The sequence below is a fragment of the Streptococcus mitis SK564 genome, assembly GCF_000148525.1.
Taxonomy (GTDB): Bacteria; Bacillota; Bacilli; order Lactobacillales; family Streptococcaceae; genus Streptococcus; species Streptococcus mitis_H.
Window position 1 is genome coordinate 99164 of sequence record NZ_AEDU01000008.1, and the last position, 15933, is coordinate 115096.

Annotated in this window: 11 protein-coding genes; all 11 read right to left on the reverse strand. The window is 40.3% G+C overall.

Going from position 1 to position 15933, the window contains the following annotated elements:
* Positions 1-136: 136 nt before the first annotated feature.
* Positions 137-1126, reverse strand: a complete 990-nt coding sequence (locus tag SMSK564_RS06015; RefSeq protein ID WP_000873998.1) for a lipoate--protein ligase — start codon at positions 1124-1126, stop codon at positions 137-139.
* A 59-nt stretch (positions 1127-1185) separates the two neighbouring features.
* The gene (gene lpdA / locus SMSK564_RS06020; protein WP_001162894.1) at positions 1186-2889 is read right to left on the reverse strand and encodes a dihydrolipoyl dehydrogenase; all 1704 of its coding nucleotides are present in this window, start codon (positions 2887-2889) and stop codon (positions 1186-1188) included.
* A gap of 45 nt (positions 2890-2934) precedes the next feature.
* Positions 2935-3978: a dihydrolipoamide acetyltransferase gene (locus tag SMSK564_RS06025; protein ID WP_000752715.1), complete on the reverse strand. Its 1044-nt coding sequence runs from the start codon at positions 3976-3978 to the stop codon at positions 2935-2937.
* An 812-nt stretch (positions 3979-4790) separates the two neighbouring features.
* Complete coding sequence (locus tag SMSK564_RS06030; protein WP_000448730.1) at positions 4791-5783, reverse strand: alpha-ketoacid dehydrogenase subunit beta; 993 nt, start codon at positions 5781-5783, stop codon at positions 4791-4793.
* A gap of 15 nt (positions 5784-5798) precedes the next feature.
* Complete coding sequence (locus tag SMSK564_RS06035) at positions 5799-6767, reverse strand: thiamine pyrophosphate-dependent dehydrogenase E1 component subunit alpha (RefSeq protein WP_000105366.1); 969 nt, start codon at positions 6765-6767, stop codon at positions 5799-5801.
* 153 nt (positions 6768-6920) lie between these two features.
* Positions 6921-8282, reverse strand: a complete 1362-nt coding sequence (gene pdrM / locus SMSK564_RS06040) for a sodium-coupled multidrug efflux MATE transporter PdrM (RefSeq protein WP_000284941.1) — start codon at positions 8280-8282, stop codon at positions 6921-6923.
* Between the two features lie 41 nt (positions 8283-8323).
* Entirely contained in the window at positions 8324-9592 is a 1269-nt protein-coding gene (locus SMSK564_RS06045; RefSeq protein ID WP_000924478.1) for a dihydroorotase, read from the reverse strand.
* 12 nt (positions 9593-9604) lie between these two features.
* Positions 9605-10069 (reverse strand): NUDIX hydrolase, encoded by a 465-nt coding sequence (locus tag SMSK564_RS06050; protein WP_001135768.1) that lies wholly within the window; start codon positions 10067-10069, stop codon positions 9605-9607.
* Positions 10070-10078: 9 nt separating this feature from the next.
* Entirely contained in the window at positions 10079-10732 is a 654-nt protein-coding gene (locus tag SMSK564_RS06055; protein ID WP_000682952.1) for a uracil-DNA glycosylase, read from the reverse strand.
* A 61-nt stretch (positions 10733-10793) separates the two neighbouring features.
* A complete protein-coding gene (pynA, locus tag SMSK564_RS0102155) occupies positions 10794-11486 on the reverse strand; it encodes a pyrimidine 5'-nucleotidase PynA (RefSeq protein WP_000120610.1) in 693 nt (230 codons plus the stop codon).
* A 199-nt stretch (positions 11487-11685) separates the two neighbouring features.
* Positions 11686-15873 carry a S8 family serine peptidase gene (locus tag SMSK564_RS06060; protein ID WP_000356959.1) on the reverse strand — a complete coding sequence of 1396 codons (4188 nt, stop codon included), beginning with the start codon at positions 15871-15873 and terminating at the stop codon, positions 11686-11688.
* Positions 15874-15933 lie beyond the last annotated feature (60 nt).

A 15933-nucleotide genomic window follows, 5' to 3' on the forward strand; every position in this document is an offset into this window, starting at 1 on the left:
CAGAACAAACTTCCGAGTTTTTTTATTAAGTATTGGAAGTGAGTTCTTTTTGATTCTCGTTCAGCAGGTTTTAAGATTTATCCTATCCAGATAATATCTTTTCTGCAACCCACAATGACTAACAAATAGCTTTGCTTTACTCTACTACCGCTTCAGCGATTTCTTCACGGCTAATACCAGCGAAGTAGCGTGTGATATCAATGGTTTCTAGAGCTTTAAGGACATCTTCGCGTTCGTATTTCACTCCACGAAGAACATCTTCTACTGCAGCTACGTCTTCAATACCAAAGAAGTCACCATAAATCTTGATGTCTTGGATTTTTGATTCGACGACATTAGCAAAAACTTCAACCTTACCACTAGTGAATTTTGTTCCACGACGGACGTTAAATTCAGGTGATTTACCGTAGTTCCAGTCCCAAGTACCAAACTTAGTATCCTTGATGCGATTGATTTCAGCCAATTCTTCCTCAGAAAAAACGTATTCTGTCATCTCTGGATACTCTTTTTTCATGTATTCCAATAGCAAATCACGAAATTCTTCAACCGTGATTTTTTCTGGCAATTCATTGACAATATTGGTTACACGAGCACGAACAGATTTCACACCTTTTGATTCAAATTTATCCTTTGAAACCTTAAGGGCATTGGCTAAGACTGACAAATCAACGTCAAAGAGCAAGCAACCGTGGTGCATGATGCGGCCGTTGATATAGGCTTGGGCATTGCCACAGAACTTCTTTCCATCAATCTCAAGGTCATTACGACCTGTAAATTCAGCCTTAACACCAAGTTGAGCTAGTGTATTGATAACTGGAGTTGAGAAGCTCTTAAAGTCAAAAGCCTTGTTTTCATCTTCTTTTGAGATGATCGTGTAGTTGAGGTTATTTAAATCGTGGTAAACAGCTCCACCACCGCTGATACGGCGGACCACCTCAATACCATTTTCTCGAACATAATCACGGTTGATTTCTTCGATGGTATTCTGGTGACGACCAACAATGATAGATGGCTTGTTAATCCAAAGTAGGAAGATTTGATCCTCATCCAAAAGATGTTTAAAGGCGTATTCTTCCAAGGCAATATTAAAGGCAGTGTCGTTTGAATGATTTATAATGTATTTCATGATATCCCTTTATACGATAGAGACTGGAAAGATATTTTCCAGTCTATTCTATCTTTCTTTTATTTTTTCTTAGGTGAATGGATAGCCATTCCTAAAACATCCGCAAATGCTTCGTACATCACTTCAGAGTAGGTTGGGTGTCCGTGAATAGTCTTCAGCATTTCTTCAACAGTGATTTCCATTTCGATAATGCTTGACGCTTCGTTAATCAATTCTGCGGCTGCAGGACCAATGATGTGAACACCAAGGATTTCTCCGTATTTCTTATCAGCGATAACTTTTACGAAACCTTGAGCAGCATCTGAGGCAATGGCACGACCGTTAGCAGCAAAGTTGAATTTACCGATGGCAACATCGTACTTCTCACGAGCTTGTTCTTCTGTGAGACCTACTGCTGCTACTTCAGGGAGAGTGTAGATGGCTGCAGGAGTCAGATTCAATTTGGCAACAGCATGATTTCCTTTAAGGGCATTTTCAGCGGCAACTTCCCCCATACGGAAGGCTGCGTGAGCCAACATCTTAGTACCATTAATATCACCTGGTGCGTAGATACCTGGAACTGAAGTTTCCATGTATTCGTTGACCTTGATGCGTCCACGGTCCAATTCAAACTCAACATCACCAATACCTTCTAGATCTGGAACACGACCGATTGAAAGAAGAGCTTTATTTGCGATGATATCGTCTTTTCCTTCAACCTTGATACGAAGTTGACCATTTTCCTCGATGATTTCTTGCAGTTTAGTACCAGTCAAGATGGTCATTCCTTTACGCTCAAGGATCAAGCGAAGGTTCTTAGAAACTTCCGCATCCATAGCTGGCACGATACGGTCCATCATTTCGATAACAGTCACTTTTGAACCAAATGTCATGAAGGCTTGACCGAGTTCGATACCGACAACTCCACCACCGATGATAACAAGACTTTCTGGAACTTCGTTCATTTCAAGAATGTCGTCACTAGTCATGACAAGTGGAGATTCCATACCAGGAACGTTGATTTTGCTGACTTTTGAACCACCAGCAAGGATGATTTTCTTGGTTTCAAGCAATTCAGAACCATTTACCAAGACATTCTTGTCTTTAGTAATAGTACCGATACCCTTATGAACAGTAACTCCGTAGCTACGAAGAAGACCTGCAACTCCACCCACCAAGGTATTGACAACCTTAGACTTAGTTTCAAGGAGTTTGTCCATATCAACAGTGAAGTTTGGATTTTCGATTACGATACCACGGTTTGCAGCATGACCAATGTTTTCGATAATTTCAGCGTTATGAAGGTAGGTCTTGGTTGGAATACAACCACGGTTCAAACACGTTCCGCCAAGTTCAGATTTCTCAACAAGAGCAACCTTACCACCAAGTTGGGCAGCTTTAATGGCTGCAACATAACCAGCAGGACCTCCACCAATCACAACGATATCAAAGGCATCATCGCTCTTACCATCATCGTTTGAAGCACTTGCTGCAGGTGCTGGACTAGCTTCTGGCACTGCTGCTCCAGCTGTTGGGATATTTTCCCCTTCTTCACCAAGGTAACCGATAACTTCCGTTACGGGGACTGTTTCACCGTCCCCTTTAAGGATAGCAATCAAGTACCCATCTTCTTCAGCTTCCAATTCCATGCTGACTTTGTCAGTCATGATTTCCAAAAGGATTTCTCCTTCTTTTACAAATTCTCCGACTTTTTTATTCCATTGGACGATTTGTCCTTCTGTCATATCCACGCCGGCTTTTGGCATAATTACTTCTAAGGCCATGTCTTCCTTCCTTTATCTATATCTTTAAAATGAATACTCTTGTTCTTAAATCAACATTGAGATTGGATTTTCAATCAATTCTTTCAAGTCCTTCATAAACTTAGCACCAGCCATACCATCTACTACACGGTGGTCAATTGTTAAACCAAGACTCATGATTGGGCGAATCACAATTTCACCATTAACGACAACTGGCTTCTCGATTGTCGAACTCACACCAAGGATAGCTGAGTTTGGTTGGTTGATGATAGGACCAAAGGACTGAACGCCAAACATTCCCAAGTTACTGATAGTAAATGTTGAGTTTTGCAGTTCGCTTGGAGCTAATTTACCATCCAAGGTACGACCAATGACATCTTTGAATGCAACAACCAACTCTGACAAGCTTAATTTTTCAGCATTGTAAACAACAGGTGTCATCAATCCATTATCCATCCCAACTGCCATGGCAAGGTTGACATAGTTGTGAGTGATAATGGTCTTGCCATCTTCTGTCAATGAAGCGTTGATGTATGGGTGTTTCATAAGAGTCTTAACAACTGCAAGTGAAAGAAGGTCTGTTACAGTAGTCTTCTTCCCAGTTGCTTCCATGATTGGCTCAAGAACCTTCTTACGAAGAGCCAACATTTCAGTCATATCAACTTCATAGTTGAGCGTGAAGGTTGGCGCAGTTAGGTAAGATTCAACCATACGTTGGGCAATAACCTTACGCATTGGTGTCATTGGAATACGTTCAATTTCACCGTATGGTGTTACATTATCAGGAACTTCTTCCACTTTTTCAATCTGAGCAGGAGACTTGATGGTATCGTTTTCGATATTTTCAGGAAGCAAGGCCAAAACATCCTTCTTCATGATTTTACCACGATGACCAGTTCCTTGGATTTCCTGCCAAGCAATATTATGTTCGAGGGCAATTCGTTTTGCAAGTGGCGAAATGCGAACCACGTTTGTGTCTTTATAAGTTTCCACGTCTTCTTTGTGGACACGACCGTTTGCACCTGAGCCAGAAACGTCGTAGAGGTTGATCCCTAGATCATCCGCTAACTTTCTAGCCGCAGGAGTCGCTCTTAGCTTGTCATCAGCCATGACCTCTCCAATTCTATACTAAGATATTAAGGACGAAGAGGGCAATGAAAAAATAGGAGATTGACGATGTGTTCGATGAACACAAGGAAATCTATCTTTTTTTCGCAGACCTCCGTCCGAATTCAATTAAATGATACAAAGGGCGTCAAATGTCAAAGTGAAAATAGGAAACTAGACGAAGAAACTTTAGTTTCTAGGAAAGTTTATCTTTTTCACACAGACTTTAGCCCGTGTTCAATTATATGATACAAAGGGCGTCAAAAGCGACTGAAAAATAGGAAATCGACGATGGCTTCGATGAAGTCAAGGAGATTTATCTTTTTTCCGAGCTTTCAGCCCGTGCTCAACTCTACAAGCAACTTGGATACAACACGTATCTCAAGTTGCTACGGTTGCCACTATTAGGCGGTCAACCTAGTAGACTTACTAAGTCGTTCGTCGAATAACATCGATTCGACTCTCTCCTGTCGCAACTCTTTAAATCACTTGGATACAACACATATCTCAAGTTGCTACGGTTGCCGCTATTAGGCGATCAACCTAGTAGACTTACTAATTCATTCGTCGAATATTATCGATTCGATTCTCTCCTGTCGCAACTCTTTAAATCACTTGGGTACAATACATATCTCAAGTTGCTACGGTTGCCGCTATTACGCGGTCAACCTAGTAGACTTACTAAGTCGTTCGTCGATTAACATCGATTCGACTCCCTCCTGTCGCAAATTTGCAAATAACTTGGGTAGAATACATATCTCAAGTTACTAAAGTTAAAAACAGCCGTTATTTTACATAACTTATCTTATGTAATTCTATTCTTTATTATATGTTTTACGGATGGCATCTTTGATGCTTTCAACTGTTGGAATCATTGCATTTTCTAGGTTTTGTGCATAAGGCATCGGCACATCTTCTCCTGCACAACGACGGATCGGTGCATCTAGATAGTCAAATGCTTCTGATTCTGAAATGATAGCTGAAATCTCACCGATATAGCCACTTGTTTTGTGGGCATCGTTGACCAGAACAACCTTACCAGTCTTCTTCACTGAGTTGATGATAATATCCTTATCAAGCGGAACAAGGGTACGTGGGTCAACAATTTCAACTGAAATTCCTTCTTCTGCTAATTCTTCAGCAGCTTGAACCACACGACGCAGCATTTTTCCGTAAGTAACAACTGTTACATCCGTTCCTTCGCGTTTGATTTCCCCAACACCAAGTGGGATTGTGTAGTCTGGATCAACTGGCACTTCCCCTTTTTGGTTAAATTCTGACTTGTACTCAAGAATGATAACAGGGTTATTATCACGGATAGAAGACTTAAGCAATCCTTTCATGTCCGAAGGTGTACCTGGTGCCACAACCTTAAGACCAGGAATATGAGTAAACCAAGACTCTAGTGATTGCGAGTGCTGGGCTGCAGAACCAACTCCATTACCAGCTGCACAACGTACAGTCATTGGAACCTGTCCCTTACCACCAAACATGTAACGTGTTTTAGCGGCTTGGTTGACGATATTGTCCATGGCAATGACCGAGAAGTCCATAAAGGTCATATCGACAATTGGACGAAGTCCTGTCATGGCTGCTCCTGCTGCTGCTCCTGAAATGGCAGCTTCAGAAATCGGACAGTCACGAACACGTTCTGGACCAAATTCTTCAAGCATTCCAACAGAAGTACCGAAGTCTCCTCCAAAGACACCGACATCTTCTCCCATCAAGAACACATTTTCATCGCGACGCATTTCCTCAGACATAGCAAGGATAATAGTGTCACGGAAGGACATTGTTTTTGTTTCCATTTTATCTCTTTCTCCTTAGTCTGCGTAAATATCTTCAAATGCTGATTCAAGCGGTGGGAATGGACTTTCCTCTGCAAATTTAACAGAAGTTTCTACTGCTTCCTTGACTAGCGCTTGGATTTCTTCCAATTCTTCTGCACTTGCAATAGTGTTTTCAATGAGGTAATTGCGGAGGTTTTCGATCGGGTCTTTTTGTTTCCACAATTCCACTTCTTCACGCGTACGATATTTACCAGGGTCAGATGATGAGTGACCAAGCCAGCGATAAGTAATACTTTCAATCAATACAGGCCCATTGCCACCACGAACATGGTCTACGGCTTTCTTAAATCCTTCATAGACGTCAATGACATTGTTTCCATCTTCGATGAACATTCCAGGAATTCCATAAGCGGCGCTACGTTGATGGATATGTTCTACATTAGTCATTTTCTTGATATCCGCAGAGATACCGTAACCGTTGTTAATGCAATAGAAAATGACTGGCAGGTTCCAGATAGAAGCCATGTTCACTGCTTCGTGGAAAACACCTTCATTGGTCGCACCATCTCCAAAGAAGCAGACAACGATTTTACCGGTATTTTGCATTTGCTGACTGAGGGCTGCACCAACAGCGATTCCCATACCACCACCTACGATACCATTGGCACCAAGGTTACCAGCATCAAGGTCAGCAATATGCATAGATCCACCTTTTCCTTTACAGGTTCCAGTGTATTTACCAAGGATTTCAGCCATCATTCCATTGAGGTCAATCCCTTTAGCAATAGCTTGCCCGTGACCACGGTGGTTTGAGGTGATCAGATCATCTGGATTGAGAGCTAACATAGCACCCACGTTAGCTGCCTCTTCTCCAACAGAAAAGTGCGTCATTCCTGGCACTTTCCCTTTCTTTACTAATTGCGCAATTTTTAAGTCCATACGACGGATTTCTTCCATCTTACGGAACATTTCTAGCAAAAGATTTTTATCTAAAGTCGACATCTTCTTGCCTTTCTAACTTTCTTCTTACCTTACTATTTTACCGTTTTTAGAAAGCACTGTCAAAGTTTTTCTAAAAGAAATTTCACAAAATAAAAAAGAAAACCCCATAGGAATAAGGGATTTCCTTATCAAGAATATTTTTTCACAAACTTTTTAGCGTTTAGATTTTACTAAAGATTCAAATCTCTTCATAATCACAGTCAAACGCCAACGGTAGAGCGCCCCACTCACGATTAGACTAATAATCAAACCAATCCAATATGAATAAGCGCCAAAATCTGTTAGGGAATCAAATACCATAGCCACTGGGATTGCTACGCCCCAATAACCAACCAAACCAAGGTAAAAAGGAATAACTGTATCCTTATAACCCCGTAAAATTCCCTGAAGCGGTGCCGCAAAGGTATCTGCTAACTGGAAGAAGAGGCTGTAAGTCAAAAAACGCGCTGTCAAATCGATAAATTCTGGGTCGTTACCATAAAGACTGGCCACATTTCCTCTAAAAATGTAAAGGAAAGATAAGGTGAAGGCCGCAAAAATGAGGGCGGTCCCTCTTCCTAAACCAATATAGGTTTTAGCATCATCAAATCGCTTGGCTCCCACTTCATAGGAAACGACAATAGCCATAGCCGATGAGATACTCATAGGAAAGGCGTACATAAGAGTTGAAAAGTTCATAGCTGACTGATGACTAGCGATAATCAAGGACGAAAACTTAGCCATAATCAAGCCAACCACAGAAAAGATGGCCACTTCCGCAAAGACAGTTCCCCCAATAGGCAGACCTAAGCGAACTCCTTCCTTGATTTTATCCATATTAAGCGAAATGCGTTTCTCAAAATGCAAGGCTTTGAGCTTCTCCTGTTTAAATAAAACCAGAACAGAAATCCCCAGCAAGACCCAGTAGGCCAAGGATGTTCCTAAACCAGCACCAGCACCTCCCAGTTCTGGAACACCAAAGGCCCCGTAAATCAAGAGATAGTTAAATCCACTATTGAGAGGAAGTAACAAAAGCATGAGGTACATGGACAGTTTGGTCAATCCCAGTGCATCCAGCAAGGAACGAATGACACTAAAGAGCAACAAGGGGATAATCCCGATAGATAAAAACCAAAGATAGCGAACCGCTACTGCTGCCACTGGTGCTTCTAGTCCGATATGGTTCAAGACAGGAGGTGCCAGGAAAAGTACTAGTCCCAGCAAGACCACAGATAGACCCAAGGCCAGATAGATGAACTGGTAAAAATCTGACGCAACCTCTTCCTTTTTCCCTCTACCAAGATGGTGACCAATGATAGGCACCAAGGCTGATACAATTCCTGTTAGGAAGGTAAAGAAAGGATTCCAGATGCTGGTTGCCATAGACACTCCAGCCAATTCCATGGTATTGTATTGACCTGTCATAGTCGTATCAACAAAGGAGGCAGAATAATTGGCAAATTGATAAATCAGGATAGGGAAAAATATCTTTAAAAATAAGAAAAACTTGTCTTTAAAATGATGGGTTTGATACATATAGGCTCTCTATTCTTTTTGTTTACAGAGCAGACTCCCACCTAGTTTTGATAGACGATTTGTCCCTTACAGATGGTATATTTAACCTGCCCTTTTAAAGTTTCACCGATAAATGGTGAATTGGCTGCTTTGGAAGCAAAATGGGAGTCCACAAGGCGGTCAGCCTTAGCATCAAAAATAGTGATGTCCGCTGGACCATTCTCAGCCAAGTAACCTGCTTCAAAGTTATAAAGCTTAGCTGGGTTGTAGGTCATTTTTTCAAGTAATTCCATCAAGCTTAACTCACCAGCTTCTACCAAATAGGTCAAGCCGAGAGAAAGAGATGTTTCCAAACCTGTCATACCAGATGGCGCTTTGGTAATATCCTCAACATTTTTTTCATCTGCATGATGAGGCGCGTGGTCAGTCGCGATAACTGTTATGACACCTGACTTGAGACCTTCAATCACGGCACGACGGTCTGATTCCAAACGAAGTGGCGGATTCATCTTAGCATTGCTACCTTGTGTCAAAAGAAGTGCTTCTGTCTTAGAGAAATGCTGTGGCGCTACTTCTGCTGTGACTTTCGCACCCAATCCCTGAGCAAACTCAACTACTTTAACACTTTCTTCCTTAGACAAATGCTGAATATGAACATGGGCCTTGGTTGCATAGGCAATCATGACATCACGCGCCATCATAGCATACTCAGCTACTCCAGTCGCACCGCAGATATGGAAATGTTCTTTAGCAATATTTTCGTTAAAGCCAAGAACACCGTTCAAACCTGGATCTTCCTCATGAAGACTAATAAAGGTATTAAGCTTTTTAGCTTCCTCCATGGCTTCCTTTACAACTTTACTGCTTTCAAGCGGAATGCCGTCATCAGAAAAACCAACCGCACCAGCTTCTAAGAGTGCCTTGAAGTCTGTCAAATCTTGGCCATTAAAGTTTTTAGTAATGGTCGCAACCGTCTTGACATGAATCTTCTCTTTGGCAGCTGACTGGAGAACTTCTTGCAAAGTTTCCACATCCGAAATGGTTGGACTAGTATTAGCCATCATGACAACAGTTGTAAAACCACCTGCAGCGGCTGCTAGGGCACCAGTATGAATATCTTCTTTATGTGTTTGACCCGGTTCACGGAAATGAACATGAATATCGACCAAGCCAGGAGCAACTACAAGACCACTAGCATCTAAGATTTCTGCTCCTTCTTCCGTGATCTCAGGCGCAATTTTTATAATTTTCCCATCTTGAACTAAGACATCACACACTTGATCCAAACCAGACTTGGGATCCATTACACGACCATTTTTGATTAGTAGCATCTGCTTTCTCCTTTATTCATAGAAATCAACTTGGGTATCCAACAATTTATCCCCATCATAAACAAACTTGGCTGAAAAGAAGGGTTTATCCTCTAAAAGCCACTCAACAAAGGTATGGTCACCTTCCCAAGTCGGCTTGCTCAAAACCTCGTCATAGGGAACCCATTCTAGCGTTCCCTCATTACAGTCAATCAAATCCCCCTCAAACTCCGTCACCTTAAAAACATAAGTGTACCAGTCTAAATCTGGTGTAAATTCAGGGAAAGTGATGACACCTTTTAGAACTGGCTTGGCTTTGAGTCCTGTCTCTTCGAGGATTTCACGCGCAGCGCATTCCTGAGGTGTCTCTCCTCGCTCTAGCTTACCACCCACACCAATCCATTTCCCTTCATGGACATCATTGGGTTTCTTATTACGATGGAGCATAAGCAATTCTTTCCCGTTATCAATGTAGCAAATCGTCGCTAACTGAGGCATATTTTCTCCTTATCTAAGCCAATCGATTGGCTCTTGTCCTGTCTCTTTTAAGAATGCATTGGCCTTGGAAAAAGGCTTGGAACCCCAAAATCCTCTATAAACCGACAAAGGACTGGGATGGGCTGATTCGATAATCAAGTGATGAGGATTGGTAACTAAGGCCTTCTTCTTACGAGCATAGGCTCCCCAGAGTACAAAAACGACTGGTCTATCTAGATGATTGACCACCTGAATCACAGCATCAGTAAAGGGCTCCCATATCTGACCAGCATGACCATTGGCCCGTCCAGCAGGAGCCGTCAAACAAGCATTAAGAAGCAAGACTCCTTGCTCAGCCCAAGCTGTCAAATCATGAGATTTCTTAACCCCAATATCATCTGACAATTCTTTCAAGATATTTTGCAAGGATGGCGGAGATGGAATAGCATCTGGAACCGAAAAACTCAAGCCTTGCGCTTGACCTGGCCCGTGATAGGGGTCTTGCCCTAGAATTACCACCTTAACCTCTTCTAGCGGTGTTGTCAAGAGAGCCTGAAAAACCTTTTCCTTGGGCGGATAAACAGTCCCCTGAGCATAGACCTGCTCCATAAACTGATTGATTTTCCCAAAATAACCCTCAGGTAATTGCGCCTTAATCAAATCATGCCAAGACGAGTGTTTCATAGCCAACTCCTTCGTTTTTACTGCCTCTATTATAGCAAAAAGTGGCTATGGAAACCACTTTTTACAGTTTATCTAAACAATCCAGCAAGTCTTGGTAGGAATGGACTTCGTAGGTTGGCTGGGCTTGTGTGGGATTTTCGAGGTGATGAGGATTGTACCAAATCGTGTCAATCCCCGCATTATTGCCGCCTTGAATGTCGGCGGTTAGAGAATCTCCAATCATCAGGGCTTTTTCTTTATCAAATCCAGCAATCTGCTGACCGATTTTTTCATAGAAAAAAGCATCTGGCTTTTGTGTTTGCAACTGTTCAGAGATAAAGACTTGATTGAAATAAGGTGCTAGACCAGATTGAGCCAAACGCCCTGTCTGAATGGCAGTAATGCCATTTGTCGCAGCATATAGCTCATAATCACGCTCGATGAGGCTGTCCAAAAGTTCATGAGCACCCGAAATCGTTTGCCCCTGCTGAGCGAGGTAAAATTGATAACGCTGGGCTAGAAAACTACCGTCTTTTTCCTGTCCAAAGTGAGCAAATAAACGAGAAAAGCGCGTGTTAACCAGCTCTTGTTTACTGATTTTCTTTTGCTCTAAGTCCTTCCAGAGAGCCTTATTCATAGGAACATAATAGTCTTTATAAGCCTGAATATCTGCAATCCCTTCTTCTTTTAGAAGTTGCGTCAAAGCCACATCCTCAGCAGCATCAAAATCAAGAAGAGTGTGGTCAAGGTCGAAGAGTAGAAATTTGTAGGACAATTTGAGAGTTTTCCTTTCTAAGTACTTAATAGATTAGTTTATTTCTTCTTTTTCTTAGTTTTATTCATCAACATACCAACTACAACTGGAGTAACCACACTTCCCTTCGTTGAATTGAGAGGGTGAACTTATTATACCAAAAACGAGAAGTCGTCACAAAGTACTGGAAACAATGGCTAAACCATTGAACTTATACCCTCTATTTACGTGTATAATTTCCATTAGCATCAAGTTGAATATAGTACGGTTTCATTCTATTACCAGCTAAATCTTCAGCCTCGACCTTTATTTTTTCATTAGCCCAGATGAAGTTTTTGTCCATTCCCAAATCCCATATCTCAGAAGTAATGACACGTCGTTTCAATACTTGTCCTTTGGAGTTTGTGAGTGTCAAGTTAGTTGTTTCGTGAGAATCTAACGACAATTGTAATGATATAGATCCTTGAGAATGAGATATTATATTGATTTTTAAATCTGGAGCAACGGTATCATGGAAAGAAATGCTAATAGGATATATTCTTATTCCATGGAAACCAGGGTTTGTATTAAATTTTCTGACCAGATAGACTAAATAATCTCCCTGCTTTTTAGGAATAAATGAAAATTTACCAAATCCTGTTCTAAATCCATTGTTGATGTCAAATAACTCACTAACAAAAGTGATACCTTCGGGTAAATTAAATGCTTTTGCAGAATCCCACGTGTATCCATTAGGAAAATCATCTATCGTTATGACATTTTTATCAGTCAAAGTAGGATAGCGAACGGCATCATTCCAATTTAAATATTTTCTTGGGACAACTTCTACGAAGAAAGGATCAGTGGAGTTCTGCTCTGAAGTGTCTCTTCCCCATTTCGTATTCCATTTAAGCTTAATTTTTTGTTCCCCTTTTCCTTCGTAAGCTAGTAATTTAGGCAAATTCAGAAAGACTTCTGCGTTGTTAGATTTATCAGGGTGAAAATCAACACCATCAATGGTTTGAACTACTTTCCATTTGTCAGTTGGATCGTAGTTTCCAATTGTGCCGATAGAGTCAGACTCCCTCATATCTAAAGCCAGCCTAACAGCTTCCTCCGCGTTTGCAATCGGATATTTAAGATTATCATGAACTTCAGAATATCTACCACTGGCGGACTGAATAATAATGTTTTTTACTTGTTCTCCCGTTAATTTCGGATTAGCTGACCAAACCAAAGCTGCAATTCCTGATACATAAGGAGTAGCCATGGAAGTGCCCAACTTTCTCGAGAAGCCATTATCCACAGACAAACTATAAATTCCGACTTTTTTTCCAAAATCAAACAATTTCCCAGATTTAATCGTTCCACCTGGAGCAACTACATCTACTCTATTCCCAGTATTACTAAATTTAGATAAAGGATACTTATGAGAATTTTCTAAATTTTTTGTTTTTTGATTGTCATTGTCAATGCTTCCAACAACGACTATACGATTATAAATATCCATATAATCATAGCCAACAGCATTAGCCCAACTGGCATAACGTGCATCAATCCAAGCCGAATGATTCTTTTTGCCCTCTACATCACTTAACAGCTTGTACCTTTCTTTTATCATTTCTTGTTTATAACCATAAGGATGTTCTTTGCTTTCATTCACTTTTTCAAAATAATTATAATTTTCATTTCCGGCTGCAGCAACAATTATAAAATCATAGTTTTTTCCATTTAATTTTCCTGTTCTTAGATTATCTAAGAAACCGGCATAACCATTAGCTAATTCTTTTATATCGTTTAATGCTTTTTCGTTTCCTTTGGTAGCTGCATATATCCCTGCTGAATCTGCAAATCCTATGCTAAAATTAATTATCTTACTTCCTCTAGTTATTAATTCATAGTAGCCATAGTATAAACTTATCTTAGAAAACTTTCTACTGTCCCTAGAAATATAATCTCCGTCTGTCTTATTATCTCGTTTATCTGAAAAACCTATCAATTTAACATCAGGAGCAACACCTACAATACCATAATTGTTATTCATTTTTGCACCAATAATACCTGCTACATGATTAGCGTGCTCATCACCTTTTCTAAGTTCTTCTTCTTTTTCAGAAGCAGTCCCCCTAGAACCAACAATCGCAAATGTATTTAAATCAGCATGAATAAAGCCGCCTGAGTCATATACCCCAACTTTTAAATCCTTATCAACAATCTCGCCGTTATTCGCCTCTTTCAGCAATTTCCACGCATGTCTTGCTCTGATAACTTCCAATCCCCAGTTATCCCCAGAAGGATTTTCCTCATCCCAACCATCTAAGTTATTATCAAATGGGTCGTTTGGTTTTTCTAAATCTGATTTAGTAGAATCCTCTACTACGTGAGTGTGTCCTACTTCCTGTTTTGTAGATACTGCCTCATCCGTTTTATCACTTTTTGTATCATACACCTGCACATTGTTGAGCTCAACAGTTCTTACCATTGGATTTTGATGCAAATCTTCCATCAACTTTTTCAGCTCTAAGTAAGATTTTACTTGACTGAGTTCCAGCTGGTAGTAATTAGCTTCTATCAAGTGACCTACAATGCTCATTTTGTACTCAGACGCTAAGCGTTCTACTTCTTCCTTAGAGATGCCATCTCGTGTTGAAAGGATGATTTGATTATCTACAAATTCAATACCCGTTTCCGAATCTTTTGCGATATGGTTGGCTTCAAGAGACTTGATATAACTTCCATCACCATCTGCTTCAGGCTTCTCAGTTGGTTTAATTTCTTTTTGTTTGTAAGTTCTTGTTTTAATCTGAGTAATTGTGACAACGCCATCAGCAGCTACTTCACGCTTCTTATCAATACTTTCCCGTAGGAATGTATATCCCTCTGTATTCTCAATAGGATGTCCCTCTTCGTCAATAGTTATGACTTTTTCTTGGGTTTGAATCTTTGAGTATATATTAGTAACCACAGGAGTTATCACTGTATCACCATTTTCTAAAACGGATTTTTCTTCCGAGTTTTGAGTAGTCTTGAGATAATAAATATCATTGCTCGGATTTGCCCCCATATCTACTCCGTCTTCATTGACATTTACAACTTTTGTAGGATTTGTAATTGTTCTAGGTTGGGATTGTTTTCTTGTTCCTCTTGTTACTACACGATTTACAGGTTGTACGATTTCTTTCACATCTTCTTTTGATGAAACGACCTGCCCATCACGAACGGTTTCTGTTACAGCAACGACAGTATAGCCTACTTTTCCGGCAGTAACTTCGATTTCTGTTCCTTCTGCTAGAGTATCATCATCTTGATAAAGAGTTTCAAAATTGGTGACATCACGTCTAACTTCTCTGACGCGTTGCTCCTCTTTTGTTTCTGAAATAACCGTTTCCTCAACTGCCGAAGGTTTTGAATCAGGTTTTGGTTGCTCAGGTATAACTTCTGGAGTTTTTCCTTCCTCTACATTTTCTTTTGCAGGAAGATCATTTGCTTCTGTATTTGATTGAGGCTTATCTTCATTATCGGAAGAAATGACTTGTTTTGTTCCAACCCTAACTAGCTCATTTATAGGGGCAACTGTTGAGATTATTTCTTCTGAAGAAGATATAATAACTCCATCTTTTAACACACTCGTTACATTCACTATTTGAATGCCCTCGGTTCCCTCTCGTACTAGTTCTTCCTTCCCAACCTCTAATGTATCATCATAGATTAATTCTTTTGAAAACGGTAGAGATTCTTTTCTCTCCTTAACCACTGTTTCTATTTTTTCCTGCTGAACAGAATTTGAAACAGTAGTTTTATCAATAAAGCTTAATTCAGATTTGTTTGCAGTTTGCAGTGGAGAAACACTTGTACTTGTTTCAGATGTTGATATGACTGGTGCCAGAACAGGCGATGCCTCCCCTTTAATATAGCCGACAAATTCATACCCTGCTATAGAAAGTTGTGCTTTTGGAAGTTCGGATCCAACTGAAAGAGTTACTGTCTTACCATAGTTTTCTAAAGTGTGAACTGTAATAGCTGATACAGAAGTAGCGGTTAGGGTTGTCCCTAAAATAAGTATTGATGATACTGTCTTTTTATTACGACGACCTACACTTACCGCTACTACAATAAGACCAAGTCCCAATAAACTGACTAGATTAGAGTTATCATTACCCGTTTTTGGCAGACTTTGTTCATTAGTCTGCTTTACAGGTTTATAAACCAAATAATATGTAGCATTCTCTGTCACCTTATCAGGTAGGGATAAAACGATTTGTTCTTTTTCTTGTTCAGATAATTCATTAATGGTTACATACTGATAAGTTATGTTTGCCTTCTGCTCATAAGCCGAAACCTCGCCCGTCCAAAACAAACCAATACCACAAGATATCAATCCGATAGCTAATTTACGAAAAGAAAATCTTAATTGTCTTTCTTTATCCATGATGTCTCCTTTTAATTGCTCTTTTCCACTCCATTATATCAGATTTTTCTCTTTATCTGT

Bases quoted from the DNA above. Each gene is read 5' to 3' on its own strand.
- SMSK564_RS06015 (WP_000873998.1), bottom strand. From the start codon at position 1,126: ATGAAATACATTATAAATCATTCAAACGACACTGCCTTTAATATTGCC.
- lpdA (WP_001162894.1), bottom strand. From the start codon at position 2,889: ATGGCCTTAGAAGTAATTATGCCAAAAGCCGGCGTGGATATGACAGAA.
- SMSK564_RS06025 (WP_000752715.1), bottom strand. From the start codon at position 3,978: ATGGCTGATGACAAGCTAAGAGCGACTCCTGCGGCTAGAAAGTTAGCG.
- SMSK564_RS06030 (WP_000448730.1), bottom strand. From the start codon at position 5,783: ATGGAAACAAAAACAATGTCCTTCCGTGACACTATTATCCTTGCTATG.
- SMSK564_RS06035 (WP_000105366.1), bottom strand. From the start codon at position 6,767: ATGTCGACTTTAGATAAAAATCTTTTGCTAGAAATGTTCCGTAAGATG.
- pdrM (WP_000284941.1), bottom strand. From the start codon at position 8,282: ATGTATCAAACCCATCATTTTAAAGACAAGTTTTTCTTATTTTTAAAG.
- SMSK564_RS06045 (WP_000924478.1), bottom strand. From the start codon at position 9,592: ATGCTACTAATCAAAAATGGTCGTGTAATGGATCCCAAGTCTGGTTTG.
- SMSK564_RS06050 (WP_001135768.1), bottom strand. From the start codon at position 10,069: ATGCCTCAGTTAGCGACGATTTGCTACATTGATAACGGGAAAGAATTG.
- SMSK564_RS06055 (WP_000682952.1), bottom strand. From the start codon at position 10,732: ATGAAACACTCGTCTTGGCATGATTTGATTAAGGCGCAATTACCTGAG.
- SMSK564_RS06060 (WP_000356959.1), bottom strand. From the start codon at position 15,873: ATGGATAAAGAAAGACAATTAAGATTTTCTTTTCGTAAATTAGCTATC.